This is a genomic window from Nocardioides sp. AE5, from assembly GCF_031844485.1.
Classification (GTDB): Bacteria; Actinomycetota; Actinomycetes; order Propionibacteriales; family Nocardioidaceae; genus Nocardioides.
The window spans coordinates 76600-92475 of record NZ_JAUZVI010000013.1; the positions used below are offsets into that span (position 1 = coordinate 76600).

Below are 15876 nucleotides of genomic sequence, written 5' to 3' on the forward strand. Positions count from 1 at the left end.
CGTACTGCACGGACCACTATTCCCGACGCCCGAGTGGGCACAATGGGCCCATGGGTGAACTGACACCGGAGCAGGTGGAGCGCGTGGTCGCGATCGCGATGGACCTCGCCCGCGAGGGACGCACCGACGAGATCCTCGAGTTCCTCGACCACGGGTTCGACGTCGACCAGGTCGACCGGGCACAGAACACGATGCTGATGCTGGCGGCGTACCACGGCCATGCCGCCACGGTCTCCGCGCTCGTCGACCGCGGCGCCGACGTGGACCTGCGCAACAACCACGACCAGTCACCGCTCGCCGGGGCGCTCTTCAAGGGGCACGACGAGGTGGTTGCCGTGCTCGTCGCAGCAGGCGCCGACCTGGATGCCGGCACGCCGACCGCGCGCGCCGCCGCGGAGATGTTCGGCCGCACCCACCTGCTGTAACGCCAGATCGGCGCGGGCGGACAGTCACTGTCCACCCGCGCCAATCAGGCCTGTTGCCGGGTCAGTCCTCCAGCGTGCCCGCGGCCAGGGCCTCGATCGCGGCACGTACGCCGGCACCGTAGGCCGGGTCGGCCTGGGTGCAGTTGGCGATGTGGCGCTCGACGGTGGCCTGCGAGGCGCCGTTGATGGCGCGCGCGGTGTTGGCGAAGAGGCGCTTCTGGGCCGCCTCGTCCATCAGCCGGAACAGGTCACCGGGCTGCTCGAAGTAGTTGTCGTCGTCGGCGCGGTAGTTCCACCGGTCGGCGACGTCACCCACGGCGAGTGCCGGCTCCTTGGCCGAGAGCTGGTCGCCGAAGTGGCCGTAGGAGTTCGGCACGATCGACGGCACGGCGCCACGGTTGCCGTCCACGCGACCGGCACCGTCACGGTGCGGGCTGTTGGCGTGGGGGGCACCCTTGGGCGAGTTCACCGGGATCTGGTGGTGGTTCACGCCCAGGCGGTAGCGCTGCGCGTCACCGTAGGAGAAGAGGCGACCCTGGAGCATCCGGTCCGGGGAGAACGAGATGCCGGGCACCACGTTGGCCGGGCTGAACGCGGCCTGCTCGACGTCGGCGAAGTAGTTCTCCGGGTTCCGGTTGAGCTCCCACTCGCCGACCTCGATCAGCGGGTAGTCCTTCTTGGACCAGACCTTGGTCAGGTCGAAGGGGTGGAAGCGGTAGTTCTCGGCGTCGGCCTCGGGCATGACCTGGATCATCAGCTTCCACTTCGGGAAGTCACCGCGCTCGATGGCCTCGTAGAGGTCGCGCTGGCTGGACTCGCGGTCCTCGGCGACGACGGCAGCGGCCTCGGCGTCGGTCAGGTTCTCGATGCCCTGCTGGACCACGTGGTGGAACTTCACCCAGTGGCGCTCGCCCTTGGCGTTCCAGAACGAGTAGGTGTGCGAGCCGAAGCCGTGCATGTGGCGGTAGGACTTCGGCAGGCCGCGGTCGCCCATCACGTAGGTGACCTGGTGCAGGGCCTCGGGCAGGTTGGTCCAGAAGTCCCAGTTGTTCTCCGCCGAGCGCAGGTTGGTGCGCGGGTCGCGCTTCACGGCGTGGTTGAGGTCCGGGAAGAGCAGCGGGTCGCGGAAGAAGAAGACCGGGGTGTTGTTGCCGACGATGTCCCAGTTGCCGTCCTCGGTGTAGAACTTCACCGCGAAGCCGCGGATGTCGCGCTCGGCGTCGGCAGCACCGCGCTCACCGGCAACAGTGGAGAAGCGGGCGAACATCTCGGTCTGCTTGCCGACCTCGGAGAAGACCTTGGCGCAGCTGTACTCGGAGATGTCGTTGGTGACCGTGAAGGTGCCGTAGGCGCCGGAGCCCTTGGCGTGCATCCGGCGCTCCGGGATGACCTCGCGGTCGAAGTGGGCAAGCTTCTCCAGGAACCAGACGTCCTGCAGCAGCATCGGGCCACGCGGGCCGGCGGTCAGGGAGTTCTGGTTGTCGACGACAGGAGCACCAGCGGCGGTGGTGGCCGGGCTGGTGTTCTCCGGGATGTCTACGGGCACTTTCTCTCTCCTTGGTGTGGTGTGGGTTCAGGCAGGGCGACAACTGGGGCAGATGCCCCAGTAGGTCACTTCTGCCTCGTCGATCTCGAAGCCATGGGAATCGGAGGCGGTCAGGCACGGCGTGTGCCCGACGGCGCAGTCCACGTCGGCGATCCGGCCGCACCCGCGGCAGATCACGTGGTGGTGGTTGTCGCCGACACGCAACTCGAACCGGGCAGGCGAACCAGCCGGCTCGATGCGACGTACGATCCCGGTCTCGGTGAGCACCCGCAGGACGTCGTAGACGGCCTGGGTGGAGACCGTGCCGAGCTCGGCACGGGCATGCCGGGCCACGGTGTCGGCGTCGGCGTGGGGGTTCCCGGCCACGGCGCGCAGGACTGCAGTGCGCGGCCTGGTCACCCTCAGCGACTTGTCGCGCAGCATCTGGTGGGTATCGATCTGCTGCATGACGCCAGTGAAGCACCTAATCTGGAACGATTCAAGAAAGGGAACCCTTAGTTGCGAAGGGGCCCGCGACTGGGAGAATCGCGGCCATGACAACGGTGCGCGAGGACGTCCTGGGCAGTCCCTACACGGCCGAGACGATCCCGCTCCCGGACGACGAGGAGGGCGCAGTCGTCGCCACCCTGGTCCGCCACACCGGCGGCCCCGGCGCCGGCCGTGCCGTGCTCCACGTCCACGGCTTCGTCGACTACTTCTTCCAGACCGCGTACGCCGAATGGTGGACCGCGCGGGGCTATGACTTCTACGCCCTCGACCTGCGCAAGTACGGCCGCTCCCTGCGCCCCCACCACACCCCGCACTACGTGGAGGACCTGGCCGAGCACTACCCCGAACTCGACGCCGCCTGGCAGCGGATCACCGAGCGCGACGGACATGACCACGTGGTGCTCAGCGCCCATTCGACCGGCGGCCTGATCGTCCCGCTGTGGCTGGCCGACCACGCCGTGCCCGCTGCCGGCCAGTTCCTCAATGCGCCCTGGTTCGACCTGCAGGGAGCGTGGTGGATGCGGACCATCGGCACCCAGTTGATCCGCCAGGTCGGGCCCCGGGTCCCCCGCAAGGAGATCCCCCGGGAGGTCAACGGCGTCTACGGACGCAGCCTGCACCGCGACCACGGCGGCGAGTTCGACTTCAACCTGGAGTGGAAGCCGCTCGAATCACGCCCGGTGTACGTCGGATGGTTGCGCGCCATCCGCGAGGGCCATGCACGGCTTCATGCTGGCCTCGACCTGGCCGTGCCCACCCTGGTCCTGGCCAGTGACCGGACCACCACCCCGACCGAACTCGACGAGGACGCCCACTCCAGCGACATCGTCCTGGACGTGCGCCAGATCCGCCGCTGGGCCTCCTCTGTCGGCACCCACGTCACCAGCATCGCCGTGCCCGGTGCCCGCCACGACGTGGTCCTCTCCCGCGCCCCCGTGCTCAAGCAGGTCCATGCAGAACTGGAGCGTTGGCTGACGGCGTACGTCGATCCTCGCTAGTCTCCTCGCATGAACCCCATCACCGGCCTCAACATCGGGCGCATCGTCATCGGCGTGCTCGCCTTCTTCACCCCGCGCCTGCTCGCCCGCGTGCTGCGCCTGGACGCCGCGAACCAGCCGCAACTCACCTACCTGTCGCGCATGTTCGGCTCCCGGGAGGTCGTCGTCGGGGCGGTGACGCTCTCCGCGACCGGCACCAGTCGCACCAACCTGGTCCTGGTCGGCGTCGCGGTCGATGCTGCCGACGCCGTCGCCGGGATCGCCGCGGGCGCGAACAAGTCGGTCTCCAAGCCGACCGCTGCCATGCTCACGCTTCCCGCGCTGGCGGCCGTGGCGGCCGGCGTCTACGGCCTCTCCCGTAAGGGCTGAACCGGCCCTCGACCGGCCCGGCTCAGGCCAGGAAGACCACCAGGGCGACGATCCCGACCAGCACGATCACCGCACGCAGCGCCGGCGCCGGGAGCCGCCGCCCCCAGGTGGCTCCGACCTGCCCGCCGACGATGGCGCCACAGGCGATCAACACCACCACTAGCCAGTCGACGTCGGCAACGATGACGAAGACCAGGCCGGCCACGGCGTTCACCAGTGCGGCCAGGATGTTCTTGGTGCCGTTGAGTCGCTGGAGTGAGTCGTTGATGCCGATGCCCATCACGGCCATCAGCAGCACGCCCTGGGCCGCGCCGAAGTAGCCGCCATAGACGCCGGTGAGCGCCACCAGCGGCCAGACCCACCACGCCCCGCGCTCCGGCAACCCGCCGGTCGCCTCGTGGCGGCGGGCCACCCAGGCCGAGATGCGGGGCTGGAGCACGACCGCGACGCAACCGAGGATGATCAGCACCGGCACGATCGCCTCGAACGCGCCCGGATCGAGGACCAGGAGCAGGGCAGCACCCACGACTCCCCCGAGCAGCGACCCGATGCCGAGGTAGATGATCCGGGAGCGCTGGCCGGTCAGTTCGCGCCGATAGCCGATCGCCCCGGAGATCGACCCGGGGACCAGGCCCACGGTGTTCGAGACATTTGCCGTCACCGGGGGGACCCCGAACGCGAGGAGGGTCGGGAACGTCACCAGCGTTCCCGACCCCACCACGGTGTTGATGGTCCCGGCGGCCAGTCCGGCAAGGACGATGGCCACCATCTCGACCGGACTCACAGTCGTGGCCTCACTGTTGCGGCGGAGCCTCCCGGTCGTTGCCGACCGCAGCGCCCTTCGCCTCGGCGATGGCCTCCTCGACCGCCGCGTGGGCGCTGGAGAGCGTGCTGTCCGCGGCTTCGGGCACAGCGGGCTCGCTCGATCCCATGTCGACGCGGACCCGGGGGCCCTCGACGTCGTCCGGGATGCCCTGCAGGCTGTTCATGGTCGATCCCAGGCCCTCCAGTGCCTTGCCGATCTCGGAGGGCACGATCCACACCTTGTTGGCGTCACCCTCGGCGATCTTCGGCATCATCTGCAGGTACTGGTAGGCGAGCAGGGACTGGTCCGGGCGCCCGTCGTGGATCGCCTGGAAGACCGTCTGGATCGCCTGGCCCTCACCCTGGGCCCGCAGGATCGCGGCCTCCCGGTCGGCCTGGGCACGGAGGATCTGCGACTCGCGATCACCCTCCGCGTTGAGGATGGCGGACTGCTTGGCACCCTCGGCGGTCAGGATCGCCGACTGGCGCTCACCCTCGGCGGTGAGGATCGCGGCACGCTTGTCGCGGTCGGCCCGCATCTGCTTCTCCATCGAGTCCTTGATGGAGGGCGGCGGGTCGATCCCCTTCAACTCGACGCGGTTGACCCGGATGCCCCACTTGCCGGTGGCCTCGTCGAGGACGCCGCGCAGGCGCGAGTTGATCGCGTCGCGGCTGGTCAGGGTCTCCTCGAGGTCCATCCCACCAACGATGTTGCGCAGGGTGGTCATGGTCAGTTGCTCGACGGCCTGGATGTAGTTGGCGATCTCGTACGTCGCGGCCACCGGGTCGGTGACCTGGAAGTAGATGACCGTGTCGATGGAGACGACCAGGTTGTCCTCGGTGATCACCGGCTGGGGCGGGAACGAGACGACCTGCTCACGCAGGTCGATGACGTAGCGGACCTTGTCCACGAACGGCACCACCACGTTCAGCCCGGCAGGGAGGGATCCCTTGTACTTGCCGAAGCGCTCGACGATGCCGGCGCGGGCCTGCGGGATGATCCGGATGGTCTTGGTGAGCGCGACGACCACCAGCAAGATGACCAGGACTGCAAGGACCAGGAGTGCTGTGCCCATGTTCTTCCTTTCGACGTTCTGGTGGTGACGACCCTAGCGACCGGTCACGACTCCAGCCGCGGCACGGGGTGCACGAAGGCGGTCGCGCCCCGGATCTCGAGCACCTCGACGGCCTCGCCCACGCCGATCACCAGGGATTCGTCGTACGGCCGGGCCGTCCACTCCTCGCCGGAGAGCTTGATCAGGCCACCGTGGGTGGAGGTGATCTCGTTGAGCACGACGCCACGCTCCCCCACCAGCTTGGCGTGGCCGGTCTTCAACTCGGGGCCCGAGTGCATCCGCTTCACCACGGAGGGGCGGACCAGGACCAGGGAGGCCGCGGCAGCGCCGGCAGCGAGCAGCACCTGCAGGATCAGCGGTGCACCGAGCAGGGCAGCAACCATGCCGACCGCGGCGCCGGCGGCGAGCATCAGCAGGACGAAGTCCAGGCTGAGCATCTCCAGCACGCCGAGCACGATGGTCAGGCCGAGCCAGGTCTCCCAGGCGTGATCGCGCAACCAGTCCATGCGAAGACCCTATCCCTGTCCGGCGCCGAGGTGGGCGCGGCTGCGGCGCCGGGCGCTGAACCGTCCGTCCTCGTGGTGCACCACGAGCGGCATCGCGAACGTGGTGCTCAGCAGTTCGGCCGTGATCACCCGCTCAACGGGTCCGGCAGCGACCACCTTGCCCTCACGCAGCAGCATGGCGTGGGTGAAGCCGGGCGGGATCTCCTCGACGTGGTGGGAGACCAGGACCGTGGCGGGCGCCATCTCGTCATGGGCCAGGACCGACAGCGTGGAGACCAGGTCCTCACGCCCGCCGAGGTCGAGGCCGGCAGCCGGCTCGTCGAGGAGCAGCAGTTCCGGGTCGGTCATCAGCGCCCGGGCGATCTGGACCCGCTTGCGCTCCCCCTCGCTCAGGGTGCCGAAGGTCCGGTCCAGCAGCCGTTCCCCGCCGAGTTCGACCAGCAACTGTTCGGCACGCTCGTGGTCCAGGTCGTCGTACTCCTCGCGCCACCGGCCCGTCACCCCGTACGACGCGGAGACCACGACGTCGCGGACCAGTTCCGTGCGCGGGATGCGCTCGGCAAGTGCCGCGCTGGAGACCCCGATCCGGGGCCTGAGGTCGAAGACGTCCACGGTCCCGAGCACTTCGTCCAGGATGCCCGCCACGCCACTGGTGGGATGCATCTGGGCCGCGGCAACCTGCAACAGGGTGGTCTTGCCGGCCCCGTTGGGGCCGAGCACCACCCAGCGCTCATCCTCCTCGACGGTCCAGTTCACCCCGTCGAGCAGGGTCGTCTGCCCACGGCGGACCGTCACTTCGGCGAACTCGAGTACGGCGGCCATGGGAGCACCCTATCGACCCGGCGTAGGCTTTCGCGCCATGTCCCGACGCGTTGCGATCGACTCGGCGCGGATGGCCTGGTGGCTGACCGCTTGGCTGGGTGGCCGGATCTCCCCCGATGACCTCTTCGCCGCCGTCCTGGACGGGGATGCCGCGCATCATGTGACCGGCCTCGACGGCGGCACCGAGCCGGAACCGCTGCTGCTGGCGCTGGGCCCGATCCGTCGCAGCGGCGCCGTCTCCGCGGGTCTGGCGCTGCCGGTCGCCGGGGACCTGGTCGGCCTCGGTGGACCGGCCGGGTTCAACGCCCTCGCCCTGGCGGCAGGTGAGGCAGTCGTGCTGGCGGGCGCGGGGCTGGGCCTGGTCCCGCACCGGGCGGGAGCGGGCGTCGTGTGGCAGGCCGTCCCGGCTGACCGACGCCCCCTGGACGACCTGGGCACGGCGGACCGGAACCTGCGCCGGTCGATCAGCGCGTCCGCGGATGCGCTGGTCGACCTCGACGTGGCGCGCTGGCGGCCCGAGGTCGCCGACGAGTTGATGTCCCTGCACCGGTCGCCGTCGTACGCCGCTCCTGCCGGTACGCCGTCCCGTGCTGTCGACCTGGCCGGCCGGGCGAGCCAGGCATTGGCGATCGTGGACCTGGCCCTGGCCGACGACGGTGCCGCGGTCTCGGCCCGCCAGGCCCAGGCCCGCACGGCGGCACTGCAGCCACTGGCCCGCGCCGGTCGCCGGGCGATGGTTGCCGCCTGCTCCCCCGAGGTGTGGCCACCGGAGCCGGCCTGACCACGGGGCGGTCCGGGCGGCGGCGCCACGACGACGCCCACTAACCTCATCCCTGTCATGAACGCGCCCGACCAGACTCCCAAGACGCTGCTGATCACCCTGACCGGCAAGGACCGCCCCGGGGTGACGTCGGGCATGCTCGAGACGCTGGCCCGGGCCGGCGTCGAGGTGCTGGACCTGGAGCAGATCGTGCTGCGCCGCCGGCTCATCCTCGGCCTGCTCGTCACCGCGCCGCGGGACTGGCGCAAGTTGCGCGACCAGGTCGAGGCGCGGGCCGAGGAACTCGGGATGAGCGTCGAGGTCGACCGGGGCACGGGCGACAACAAGCGGCGCCGTGACGGGCGCAGCCACGTCACCGTGCTGGGCGCGCCCCTCAAGGCAGGCGCACTGGGCGCCATCACCGGGCGGATCGCCGACTCCGGCGGCAACATCGACCGGATCGAACGGATGGCGCGCTATCCGGTCACCGCCCTGGAACTCCACGTCTCCGGCGTCGAGACCGACGTGCTGCGCAGCCGCCTGGCCCGCGAGGCCGCCCGCCAGGGCATCGACGTGGCCGTGCAACCGGAATCCCTCCTCCGCCGCGGGATGCGGCTGATCGTGATGGATGTCGACTCCACCCTGGTCCAGGGCGAGGTGATCGAGATGCTCGCCAGCCACGCCGGCTGCGAGGCCGAGGTTGCCCGGATCACCGAGGAGGCGATGCGGGGCGAGCTCGACTTCGAGGCGTCGCTGCGGCAGCGGGTGGCCTTGCTGGAGGGGATCGACGCCGACGCGTTCGACAGCGTCTACGAGTCCATCCTGCTCGCCCCCGGGGCCCGGACCATGGTCCGCACCCTGAAGCGCCTCGGCTACCGCTTCGCCATGGTCTCCGGCGGGTTCACGCAGATCACGGACCGGCTCGCGGCCGACCTCGGCTTCGACTTCGCCCGCGCCAACGAGCTCGAGGTGGTCGACGGCCGGCTGACCGGCCGGATCGTCGGCCCGGTCATCGACCGCGCCGGCAAGGCGGAGGCGCTGCGCGACTTCGCGGCCCAGGTCGGGATCAGCGAGGCGTCGGTCATCGCTATCGGTGACGGGGCCAATGACCTCGACATGCTCAACGCCGCCGGCCTGGGCATTGCCTACAACGCCAAGCCGGTCGTCCAGGAGGCGGCCGACACCGCGGTGAACGTGCCCTACCTCGACACGATCATGTACCTGCTGGGGATCTCCCGCGAAGAGGTCGAGGCCGCCGACGAGGCGGCAGGGATCATCACGCCGGCCCCACCGGTCTGAGGCGCCGGGTCAGGAACCCGGCCGGAACGCCACCACGTCACAGGTGCCAGGGACGAGGTCCTGCCATGATCCGTCCCACGCCAGCACGGCAGAGGCCGCCGTGTTGAACCCGATGAGCATCTGCTGGGTGGCCTCCGGGTCACCGCCGCCACCGTCGAGCCACTGGGCGAGGTAGCTGATCGTCGGATTGTGGCCGACCATGACGAGGGTCCCCACCCCTTCCCCGGTGCCGCGGAGGATGTCCAGGAGCGAGTCCGGCTCGGCGCCATAGGCGGCATCGCTGGCCTCGGCAGGGCAGGTGAAGCCGGCAGCATCGCGCACCTCCTCCCAGGTCTGGGTGGTGCGGGTGGCCGAGGAGTGCAGCGCACCATCAGCCTCGATGCCCTGCTCACGCAGCCAGGCGCCGACCCGGTGCGCGGCCGTGCGCCCCGAGGTGGTCAGGGCGCGCGCATGGTCGGTGGCCGCCATCGGTTCGGCCTGGCCGTGGCGCACGAGGACCAGGCGACGGGACACGGTGTTCACGCTGGAATGGTGCCACCGTGGGTCAAGCGGTGCCTCAGGCGCCCATGGCGTGGAAGCCACCGTCGACGTGGACGATCTCGCCCGTGGTCGCGCCGAAGAAGTCCGAGAGCAACGCGACCACTGCCCGCGCCGTCGGCTCCTGGTCGGTGTTGTCCCAACCCAGCGGGGCACGGGTCCCCCACATCTCCTCCAGGTCGCCGAACCCGGGGATCGCCTTGGCGGCCAGGGTGCGCAGCGGGCCGGCGGAGACGAGGTTGCAGCGGATGCCGTCCGGTCCCAGGTCGCGGGCCAGGTAGCGGGAGGTGGACTCCAGGCCGGCCTTGGCCACGCCCATCCAGTCGTACGCCGGCCAGGCCACGGTGGCGTCGAAGGTGAGGCCGACGATCGAGCCGCCCTCCCCCATCAGCGGACGGGTGGCGGTGGCGAGCGACTTCAGTGAGTACGCCGAGACCTGAACCGCCTGGGCAACGTCCGGCCAGGGGCCGTCGAGGAAGTTGCCCCCGAGCAGGGTCTCGGGGTTGCCATAGGCGATCGAGTGGACCACGCCGTCGAGGCCGTCGACGTGCTCGCGGACCGCGTCGGCCAGGCCGGCCAGGTGCTCCTCGTCGGTGACGTCGAGTTCCAGGACCACGGGCTCGACCGGGAGCCGCTTGGCGATCCTCCGGGTGATGCCCAGCGCTCGGCCGAAGTTGGAGATCAGGACGGTGGCGCCCTGCTCCTGGGCGACCTTGGCGACCGCGAATCCGATCGAACTGTCCATCGTCACCCCGGCAACCAGAATCCGCTTGCCCTCGAGAATGCCCATCTTCCTGCTTCCTGTCCGTGTCGAAGAAAAGTGTCGGTCCGCTGCAGCCTCAGTGGCCCATGCCGAGGCCGCCGTCGACCGGGATCACGGCCCCGGTGACATAGGCAGCGCCGTCGCTGGCCAGCCAGGTCACCGCGCCGACCACGTCGTCGACGTCCGCGAAGCGGCCGAGCGGGATCTGGGCCTGGTAGGCCGCCTTCTGCTCCTCGGGCAGGACGTCGGTCATGTCCGTCTGCACGAAGCCGGGGGCCACCACGTTGGTGGTGATGGAACGCGAACCGAGTTCGCGGGCCAGTGAACGCGCCATGCCGACGAGGCCTGCCTTGGAGGCGGCGTAGTTGACCTGCCCCGGCGATCCGAGGAGGCCGACCACGGAGGAGATCAGGATGATCCGGCCGCGCCGCAGGCGCAGCATGCCCTTGGCGGCGCGCTTGGTGACCCGGAAGGTCCCGGTCAGGTTCGTCTCGATCACCGCGTCCCAGTCGTCGTCGCTCATCCGGAGCAGGAGGGTGTCGCGGGTGACGCCGGCGTTGGCGATCAGGACCTCGACCGGGCCGTGTGCCGCCTCGATCTCGGTGAACGCCGCGTCCACCTGGGCAGCATCGGTGATGTCGCACCGGACGTCGAGGGCGCCCTCGGGCGCACCGCCGTTGCGGGTGGTGACGGCAACCTTGTCGCCCTGGTCGAGGAACGCCTGGGCGAGGGCGCGGCCGATGCCGCGGTTGCCGCCGGTGACGAGTACGGATCTGCTCACGCCAGATGACGCTAGAGATTACTGCCGCGTAGTCCCAATCAGGTGTGGCTACTGTCCAGTACCCGACACCGGCGGCGGCAACTCAGTCGTCCTCGAGGCGGAAGCCCAGCTTGAGGCCGACCTGGAAGTGCTCGATCTCGCCGTCCTTGACCTGCCCGCGGACCTGGGTCATCTCGAACCAGTCCACGTGGCGCAGGGTCTGCGTGGCCCGCTGGATGCCGTTGCGGATGGCCTGGTCGATCCCGTCCGGAGAAGTGCCGACGATCTCGGTGACGCGGTAGGTGCGGTTGCTCATGGAGTCCTCCTGCAGGGGTTGGCTGGCGAATCACCGGTGAGCCTACCGACGTACACTCGGACCATGGGCGCACGGGAGGACCGACGGCAGCCGGCAGCCGTCCGGATCACCACGGCGGCACCGTCGGGCAAGGAAGAAGTCGCCGGTCGGCAACGCCGCTACCTGATCTCGATGGCCGTGAGGACCGCATGCTTCGCCGGCGCGATCTTCGTGGGCCCGGGATGGCTGCGGTGGGTGCTGATCGTGGGCGCCGTGGTGTTGCCGTACCTGGCTGTCGTCTTCGCCAGCAAGACACCGACGCGCAACGACGACACGCCCCCGCGCGGCCCGGACTGGCTCGGCCGCGAACTGGGTGGATCCTGAGGTTGGTTCCCGGGGCGCGCCGTGACATCCTTGGGCGTGGGCCCACCACCCCCGTTCGGGCCCAACTGCGATGCCGGACGGCTTCCCCCCGTGGCCGTCCGGCATTCGCCTTTCCGGCGGCGCCGGCAACCGATGAGGAGGAACCGTGGACGAGGTGCTGATCTGCTCCGCGAAGGGTTGCCAGGAGCCAGCCGCATGGACGCTGCTGTGGAACAACCCGAAGATCCACGACCCCGAGCGTCGCAAGGCCTGGCTGGCCTGCGAGGCGCACCGGCAGCACCTGTCCGACTTCCTCGCCGCGCGTGAGTTCCTGCGCGACGTGGAGGCGGTCGACTCAGCCGCCGATCGCTGACATCGGCCGGGCCGGCTGCAGGAAGGCCGGGTCGTCGATCCCGTGCCCGGGCAGCTTCGGGAGCACCGCCTGGACCCACAGTGCGGCCAGTTCCTGGTCGGTCGCACCATCGCGCAGCGGCGTACGCAGGTCGGACTCGGTCCGGGCGAAGAGGCAGTTGCGCACCTGGCCATCGGCGGTGAGCCGCACCCGGTTGCAGGCACCGCAGAACGGTCGGGTGACCGAGGCGATGATGCCGACGGTTGCCGGGCCGCCATCGACCAGGAACTCCTCGGCCGGAGCCGCTCCCCTGCCCTCGGTGATCGGGGTGAGGACGTGTTCCTTCTCCAGCAGGGTCAGCGTCTCGTCCGCGGTGATCATTGCTTCCCGGTGCCACGCATGCTGCGCATCGAGGGGCATCTGTTCGATGAAGCGGAGCTGGTGGCCCTCGGCCATCGCCCACGCCAGCAGCTCCGGGGCCTGGTCGTCGTTGATGCCCCGCAGGAGCACCGCGTTCACCTTGATCGGCGTGATCCCGGCATGCTGCGCGGCCCGCAGCCCCTCCAGTACGTCGGCGATCCGGTCCCGTCGCGTGATCGTCGCGAAGGTGTCCGGGCGGATGGTGTCCAGCGAGACGTTGATCCGGTCCAGCCCGGCCGCGGCCAGGGCGGGGGCCGTGCGGGCCAGGCCCAACCCGTTCGTGGTCATCGCGATCTCGGGACGCTGGTCCAGCGCGGACGTGGCCGCGATGATCGGGACGAGTCCGCGGCGTACCAGGGGTTCTCCCCCGGTGAAGCGGACCGCACGGACGCCGAGGAGCCGGGTGGCGATGTCGACCAGGCGCACCACCTCGTCATCGGTGAGCACCTCCTCACCGGGCAGCCACGCCAATCCCTCGGCCGGCATGCAGTAGGAGCAACGCAGGTTGCAGCGGTCGGTCAACGAGACCCGCAGGTCGGTCGCCACCCTCCCCCACGCGTCACCGAGTTCCATGCCCCCATCGTAGGCGCCCGCCCATGGCGCTGTCGGTGTGGCCGGATAGCCTTCCGGTGTGAGATCGCTGTCGTTCCTGCTGAGCCGCCGGTGGATACTCTTCCTGGCTACCGTGCTCCTGCTCAGTTGGGTGGCATGGATGCTCGGCCAGTGGCAGTTCCACCGACTCGACGACCGTCAGGAGAGCAACGCGATCATCGAGCGCAACGCCCATGCCGCGCCCATGCCCGTGGCCGAGGTGCTCTCCCCCGAGCATCCGCTGGACGCCGCCGACGAGTGGACGCATGTCACCGCGACCGGCACCTACGACGTGGCAAGCACCGTGGTCGTCCGCTACCGGACCCGGGACGGCGTGGCTGGTGTGAACGTGGTCGTCCCACTCGTTCCCGCGTCAGGACCGGCCGTGCTGGTCGACCGTGGCTGGGTGGCCACCGACAACCGGGGCACGACCTCCGCCGATGCCGTTCCTGACCCGCCCGCCGGCGAGGTGACGGTCACCGGGTGGGTGCGCGTGGACGCCGAGGGCGACTCGGCGCGGGTTGCCGACCAGTCGACCCGGGCGATCAACAGCGTCAACATTGCCGAGGCACTCGACCTCACGGCCCACCAGGGCTTCGTGGTGCTGGACACCGAGGACCCCGAGCCGGAGACACCCCTGGCCCACTCAGGCCTTCCGGAGATGGGTAACGGTCCGCACTTCTTCTACGGCCTGCAATGGTGGTTCTTCGGCCTGATGGCCATCGGGGGCTTCATCTGGCTCACCATCGACGAGGTGCGTGGCAAGAAGCGCCCGGCCCGTCCCGGCCGTCGCCGTCCCCCGGCTCAGCGGGTGCGCTGAGCCGAGTCGTCCACCAGTTGGGTCCGGTGCAACCCGGCATAGGTGCCGCCGGCGGCGAGCAGGTCGGCGTGGGTGCCGGACTCCACGATGCGGCCGTCGACCAGGACCAGGATCCGGTCGGCGCGGCGTACCGTGGAGAGCCGGTGCGCGATGACCAGCGAGGTGCGCCCCTGCAGGGCAGCGTCCAGCGCCTCCTGGACGGCTGCCTCGGAGCCGGAGTCCAGGTGCGCGGTCGCCTCGTCGAGGACCACGATGTCGGGCGCCTTGAGCAGCAGGCGGGCAATCGCCAGCCGTTGGCGTTCGCCGCCGGAGAGGCGATATCCGCGGTCCCCGACGACGGTGTCCAGCCCGCTGGGCAGCGACCGCACCAGGTCGGCGACGACGGCTTGCTCCAGGGCGCGCCACAGGTCTGCTTCCTCGGCGTCGGGGCGGGCGTAGAGCAGGTTGGCGCGGATGGTGTCGTGGAACAGGTGTGGATCCTGCGTCACGTAGCCGACAGCGGCCTCGAGTGAGTCCAGGGCCAGGTCCCGTACGTCGTGCCCTCCGACCCGGACCACGCCGGCGCTGGCGTCGTACAGCCGGGCGACCAGGTGGCTCACGGTCGTCTTGCCGGCACCGGAGGGGCCGACCAGGGCGATCATCTGGCCCGGCTGCGCCGTGAAGCTGACGTGGCGCAGCACTGGGCCACCGTCGCCGGCAGGGACGCGGGCGAGCAGTTCCAGGGAGGCCAGGGAGGTGTCCTCGGCGCTCGGGTAGCTGAACGAGACGTCGTCGAACTCGATGCTGGTCGGTCCGGGTTCCAGCCGCACCGGGTCGGGACGCTCCTGGACCTGCCGGGGCAGGTCGAGGACTTCGAAGACGCGCTCGAAGCTGACCAGCGCCGTCATCACGTCGATCCTCACGTTGGACAGGCCCTGCAGCGGCCCGAGGAGGCGCAGGAGCAACGTGGCCAGGGCGAGCATGGTGCCGACGCTCAGGTCCTGGCGGATCGCCATCCACCCGCCCACGCCATAGACCAGCGCGGTGGCCAGGGCAGGGACGGTCATCATCACGGCCGCGAAGAGGCGCGTGATGAGCGAGATCCGGACGCCCAGGTCGCGCAACCGCGTGGCCCGCGCGGCGAAGCGGGCATCCTCCTCCTCGGCCCGCCCGAAGAGCTTGAGCAACAGCGCGCCGGCAACGTTGAACCGCTCGGTCATCATGTTGCCCAGGTCCGCGTTGCCGTCCATCTGCTCGCGGGTGAGCCCGGCCAGGCTGTGCGCCACCCACCGTGACGCGAGGAGCAGCACCGGGAAGAGGAGCAGGCAGAGCAGGGTCACCTGCCAGCTGAGCGCGAGCATCGCGATGCCGACCACCACCACCGAGATGGTGTTCGACACGGTGCTGGACAGCGTGGAGGTGAAGGCTCGCTGCGCACCCACGACGTCATTGTTGAGCCGGGAGACCAGGGCACCGGTCTGGGTGCGGGTGAAGAAGGCCAGCGACTGGCGCTGGACGTGGGCGAAGACCCGGGTCCGCAGGTCGAGGATGAGCCCCTCGCCGATGCGGGCGGAGAACCAGGCGCTCACCACCATCAGGGCGCCGCTGAAGAGTGCCGCCACCGCCATGGCGACGGCGATCCGGACCACGACCGTGGTGTTCCCGGCCAGGACGCCGTCGTCGACGAGTCGCTGCACCAGCAGCGGGGTGACCACCACGAGCAGCGACTCGACCACGGTGATCGCGAGGAATCCGGCGAGCAGCCTGCGGTGGGGACGGGCAAAGCCGAGCACACGGCGCAGGGTGTGCGGTGCCAGTGACTGGTTGGCGATGGAGCGGTCCGTGCGCAGGTTGCGCCAGGTGGCGCCCATCCCCGTCATGCCCGACATGTCGCCGCCCCGC

Annotated in this window: 20 protein-coding genes; 8 read left to right on the plus strand and 12 right to left on the minus strand. The window is 70.1% G+C overall.

What is annotated here, in order from left to right:
* Window positions 1-50: 50 nt before the first annotated feature.
* Window positions 51-425 (plus strand): ankyrin repeat domain-containing protein, encoded by a 375-nt coding sequence (locus Q9R27_RS16720; RefSeq protein ID WP_311253539.1) that lies wholly within the window; start codon window positions 51-53, stop codon window positions 423-425.
* A 61-nt stretch (window positions 426-486) separates the two neighbouring features.
* Here the strand turns inward: Q9R27_RS16720 and Q9R27_RS16725 are convergent, their stop codons facing one another.
* A complete protein-coding gene (locus tag Q9R27_RS16725) occupies window positions 487-1971 on the minus strand; it encodes a catalase (protein ID WP_311253540.1) in 1485 nt (494 codons plus the stop codon).
* 27 nt (window positions 1972-1998) lie between these two features.
* Window positions 1999-2418 (minus strand): Fur family transcriptional regulator, encoded by a 420-nt coding sequence (locus Q9R27_RS16730; RefSeq protein WP_311253541.1) that lies wholly within the window; start codon window positions 2416-2418, stop codon window positions 1999-2001.
* A gap of 86 nt (window positions 2419-2504) precedes the next feature.
* Between Q9R27_RS16730 and Q9R27_RS16735 the strand changes: the two genes are divergently transcribed.
* The gene (locus tag Q9R27_RS16735) at window positions 2505-3458 is read left to right on the plus strand and encodes an alpha/beta hydrolase (RefSeq protein ID WP_311253542.1); all 954 of its coding nucleotides are present in this window, start codon (window positions 2505-2507) and stop codon (window positions 3456-3458) included.
* 9 nt (window positions 3459-3467) lie between these two features.
* Complete coding sequence (locus Q9R27_RS16740; RefSeq protein ID WP_311253543.1) at window positions 3468-3827, plus strand: hypothetical protein; 360 nt, start codon at window positions 3468-3470, stop codon at window positions 3825-3827.
* Window positions 3828-3849: 22 nt separating this feature from the next.
* Here the strand turns inward: Q9R27_RS16740 and Q9R27_RS16745 are convergent, their stop codons facing one another.
* The 4 genes from Q9R27_RS16745 to Q9R27_RS16760 are packed head-to-tail and all read right to left on the minus strand — an operon-like array spanning window position 3850 to window position 7035.
* Window positions 3850-4611 carry a sulfite exporter TauE/SafE family protein gene (locus tag Q9R27_RS16745; protein WP_311253544.1) on the minus strand — a complete coding sequence of 254 codons (762 nt, stop codon included), beginning with the start codon at window positions 4609-4611 and terminating at the stop codon, window positions 3850-3852.
* Between the two features lie 10 nt (window positions 4612-4621).
* Entirely contained in the window at window positions 4622-5707 is a 1086-nt protein-coding gene (locus Q9R27_RS16750; RefSeq protein ID WP_311253545.1) for an SPFH domain-containing protein, read from the minus strand.
* Window positions 5708-5751: 44 nt separating this feature from the next.
* Complete coding sequence (locus Q9R27_RS16755; RefSeq protein ID WP_311253546.1) at window positions 5752-6213, minus strand: NfeD family protein; 462 nt, start codon at window positions 6211-6213, stop codon at window positions 5752-5754.
* 9 nt (window positions 6214-6222) lie between these two features.
* The gene (locus Q9R27_RS16760; protein WP_311253547.1) at window positions 6223-7035 is read right to left on the minus strand and encodes an ABC transporter ATP-binding protein; all 813 of its coding nucleotides are present in this window, start codon (window positions 7033-7035) and stop codon (window positions 6223-6225) included.
* A 37-nt stretch (window positions 7036-7072) separates the two neighbouring features.
* On the opposite strand from Q9R27_RS16760, the gene Q9R27_RS16765 reads away from it, so the two are divergent.
* Both Q9R27_RS16765 and serB read left to right on the plus strand, forming a co-directional pair.
* Complete coding sequence (locus tag Q9R27_RS16765; RefSeq protein WP_311253548.1) at window positions 7073-7816, plus strand: hypothetical protein; 744 nt, start codon at window positions 7073-7075, stop codon at window positions 7814-7816.
* A gap of 57 nt (window positions 7817-7873) precedes the next feature.
* Window positions 7874-9094: a phosphoserine phosphatase SerB gene (serB, locus tag Q9R27_RS16770; protein ID WP_311253549.1), complete on the plus strand. Its 1221-nt coding sequence runs from the start codon at window positions 7874-7876 to the stop codon at window positions 9092-9094.
* 9 nt (window positions 9095-9103) lie between these two features.
* Here the strand turns inward: serB and sixA are convergent, their stop codons facing one another.
* From sixA to Q9R27_RS16790, 4 genes are all read right to left on the minus strand, one after another.
* Complete coding sequence (gene sixA, locus Q9R27_RS16775; protein WP_311253550.1) at window positions 9104-9616, minus strand: phosphohistidine phosphatase SixA; 513 nt, start codon at window positions 9614-9616, stop codon at window positions 9104-9106.
* Window positions 9617-9650: 34 nt separating this feature from the next.
* Window positions 9651-10421, minus strand: coding sequence for an enoyl-ACP reductase FabI (gene fabI, locus Q9R27_RS16780; protein WP_311253551.1), 771 nt, complete (start codon window positions 10419-10421; stop codon window positions 9651-9653).
* A gap of 49 nt (window positions 10422-10470) precedes the next feature.
* Window positions 10471-11175, minus strand: coding sequence for a 3-oxoacyl-[acyl-carrier-protein] reductase (gene fabG / locus Q9R27_RS16785; protein ID WP_311253552.1), 705 nt, complete (start codon window positions 11173-11175; stop codon window positions 10471-10473).
* 82 nt (window positions 11176-11257) lie between these two features.
* Window positions 11258-11470: a dodecin gene (locus tag Q9R27_RS16790; RefSeq protein ID WP_311253553.1), complete on the minus strand. Its 213-nt coding sequence runs from the start codon at window positions 11468-11470 to the stop codon at window positions 11258-11260.
* 63 nt (window positions 11471-11533) lie between these two features.
* On the opposite strand from Q9R27_RS16790, the gene Q9R27_RS16795 reads away from it, so the two are divergent.
* Both Q9R27_RS16795 and Q9R27_RS16800 read left to right on the plus strand, forming a co-directional pair.
* The gene (locus tag Q9R27_RS16795) at window positions 11534-11833 is read left to right on the plus strand and encodes a DUF3099 domain-containing protein (protein ID WP_311253554.1); all 300 of its coding nucleotides are present in this window, start codon (window positions 11534-11536) and stop codon (window positions 11831-11833) included.
* Window positions 11834-11978: 145 nt separating this feature from the next.
* Window positions 11979-12185: an acetone carboxylase gene (locus tag Q9R27_RS16800; RefSeq protein ID WP_311253555.1), complete on the plus strand. Its 207-nt coding sequence runs from the start codon at window positions 11979-11981 to the stop codon at window positions 12183-12185.
* On the opposite strand, the gene moaA is transcribed toward Q9R27_RS16800, so the two are convergent.
* Window positions 12168-13157 carry a GTP 3',8-cyclase MoaA gene (gene moaA, locus Q9R27_RS16805; RefSeq protein ID WP_311253556.1) on the minus strand — a complete coding sequence of 330 codons (990 nt, stop codon included), beginning with the start codon at window positions 13155-13157 and terminating at the stop codon, window positions 12168-12170. The genes Q9R27_RS16800 and moaA overlap by 18 nt on opposite strands.
* A 58-nt stretch (window positions 13158-13215) precedes the next feature.
* Here moaA and Q9R27_RS16810 point away from each other — a divergent pair, with 58 nt between their 5' ends.
* On the plus strand, window positions 13216-13995 hold the full coding sequence (locus Q9R27_RS16810; RefSeq protein WP_311253557.1) for an SURF1 family protein: 780 nt from the start codon (window positions 13216-13218) through the stop codon (window positions 13993-13995).
* Here Q9R27_RS16810 and Q9R27_RS16815 read toward each other — a convergent pair.
* Window positions 13980-15863 (minus strand): ABC transporter ATP-binding protein, encoded by a 1884-nt coding sequence (locus Q9R27_RS16815; protein WP_311253558.1) that lies wholly within the window; start codon window positions 15861-15863, stop codon window positions 13980-13982. The two genes, Q9R27_RS16810 and Q9R27_RS16815, sit on opposite strands and share 16 nt — an antisense overlap.
* Between the last annotated feature and the right edge of the window lie 13 nt (window positions 15864-15876).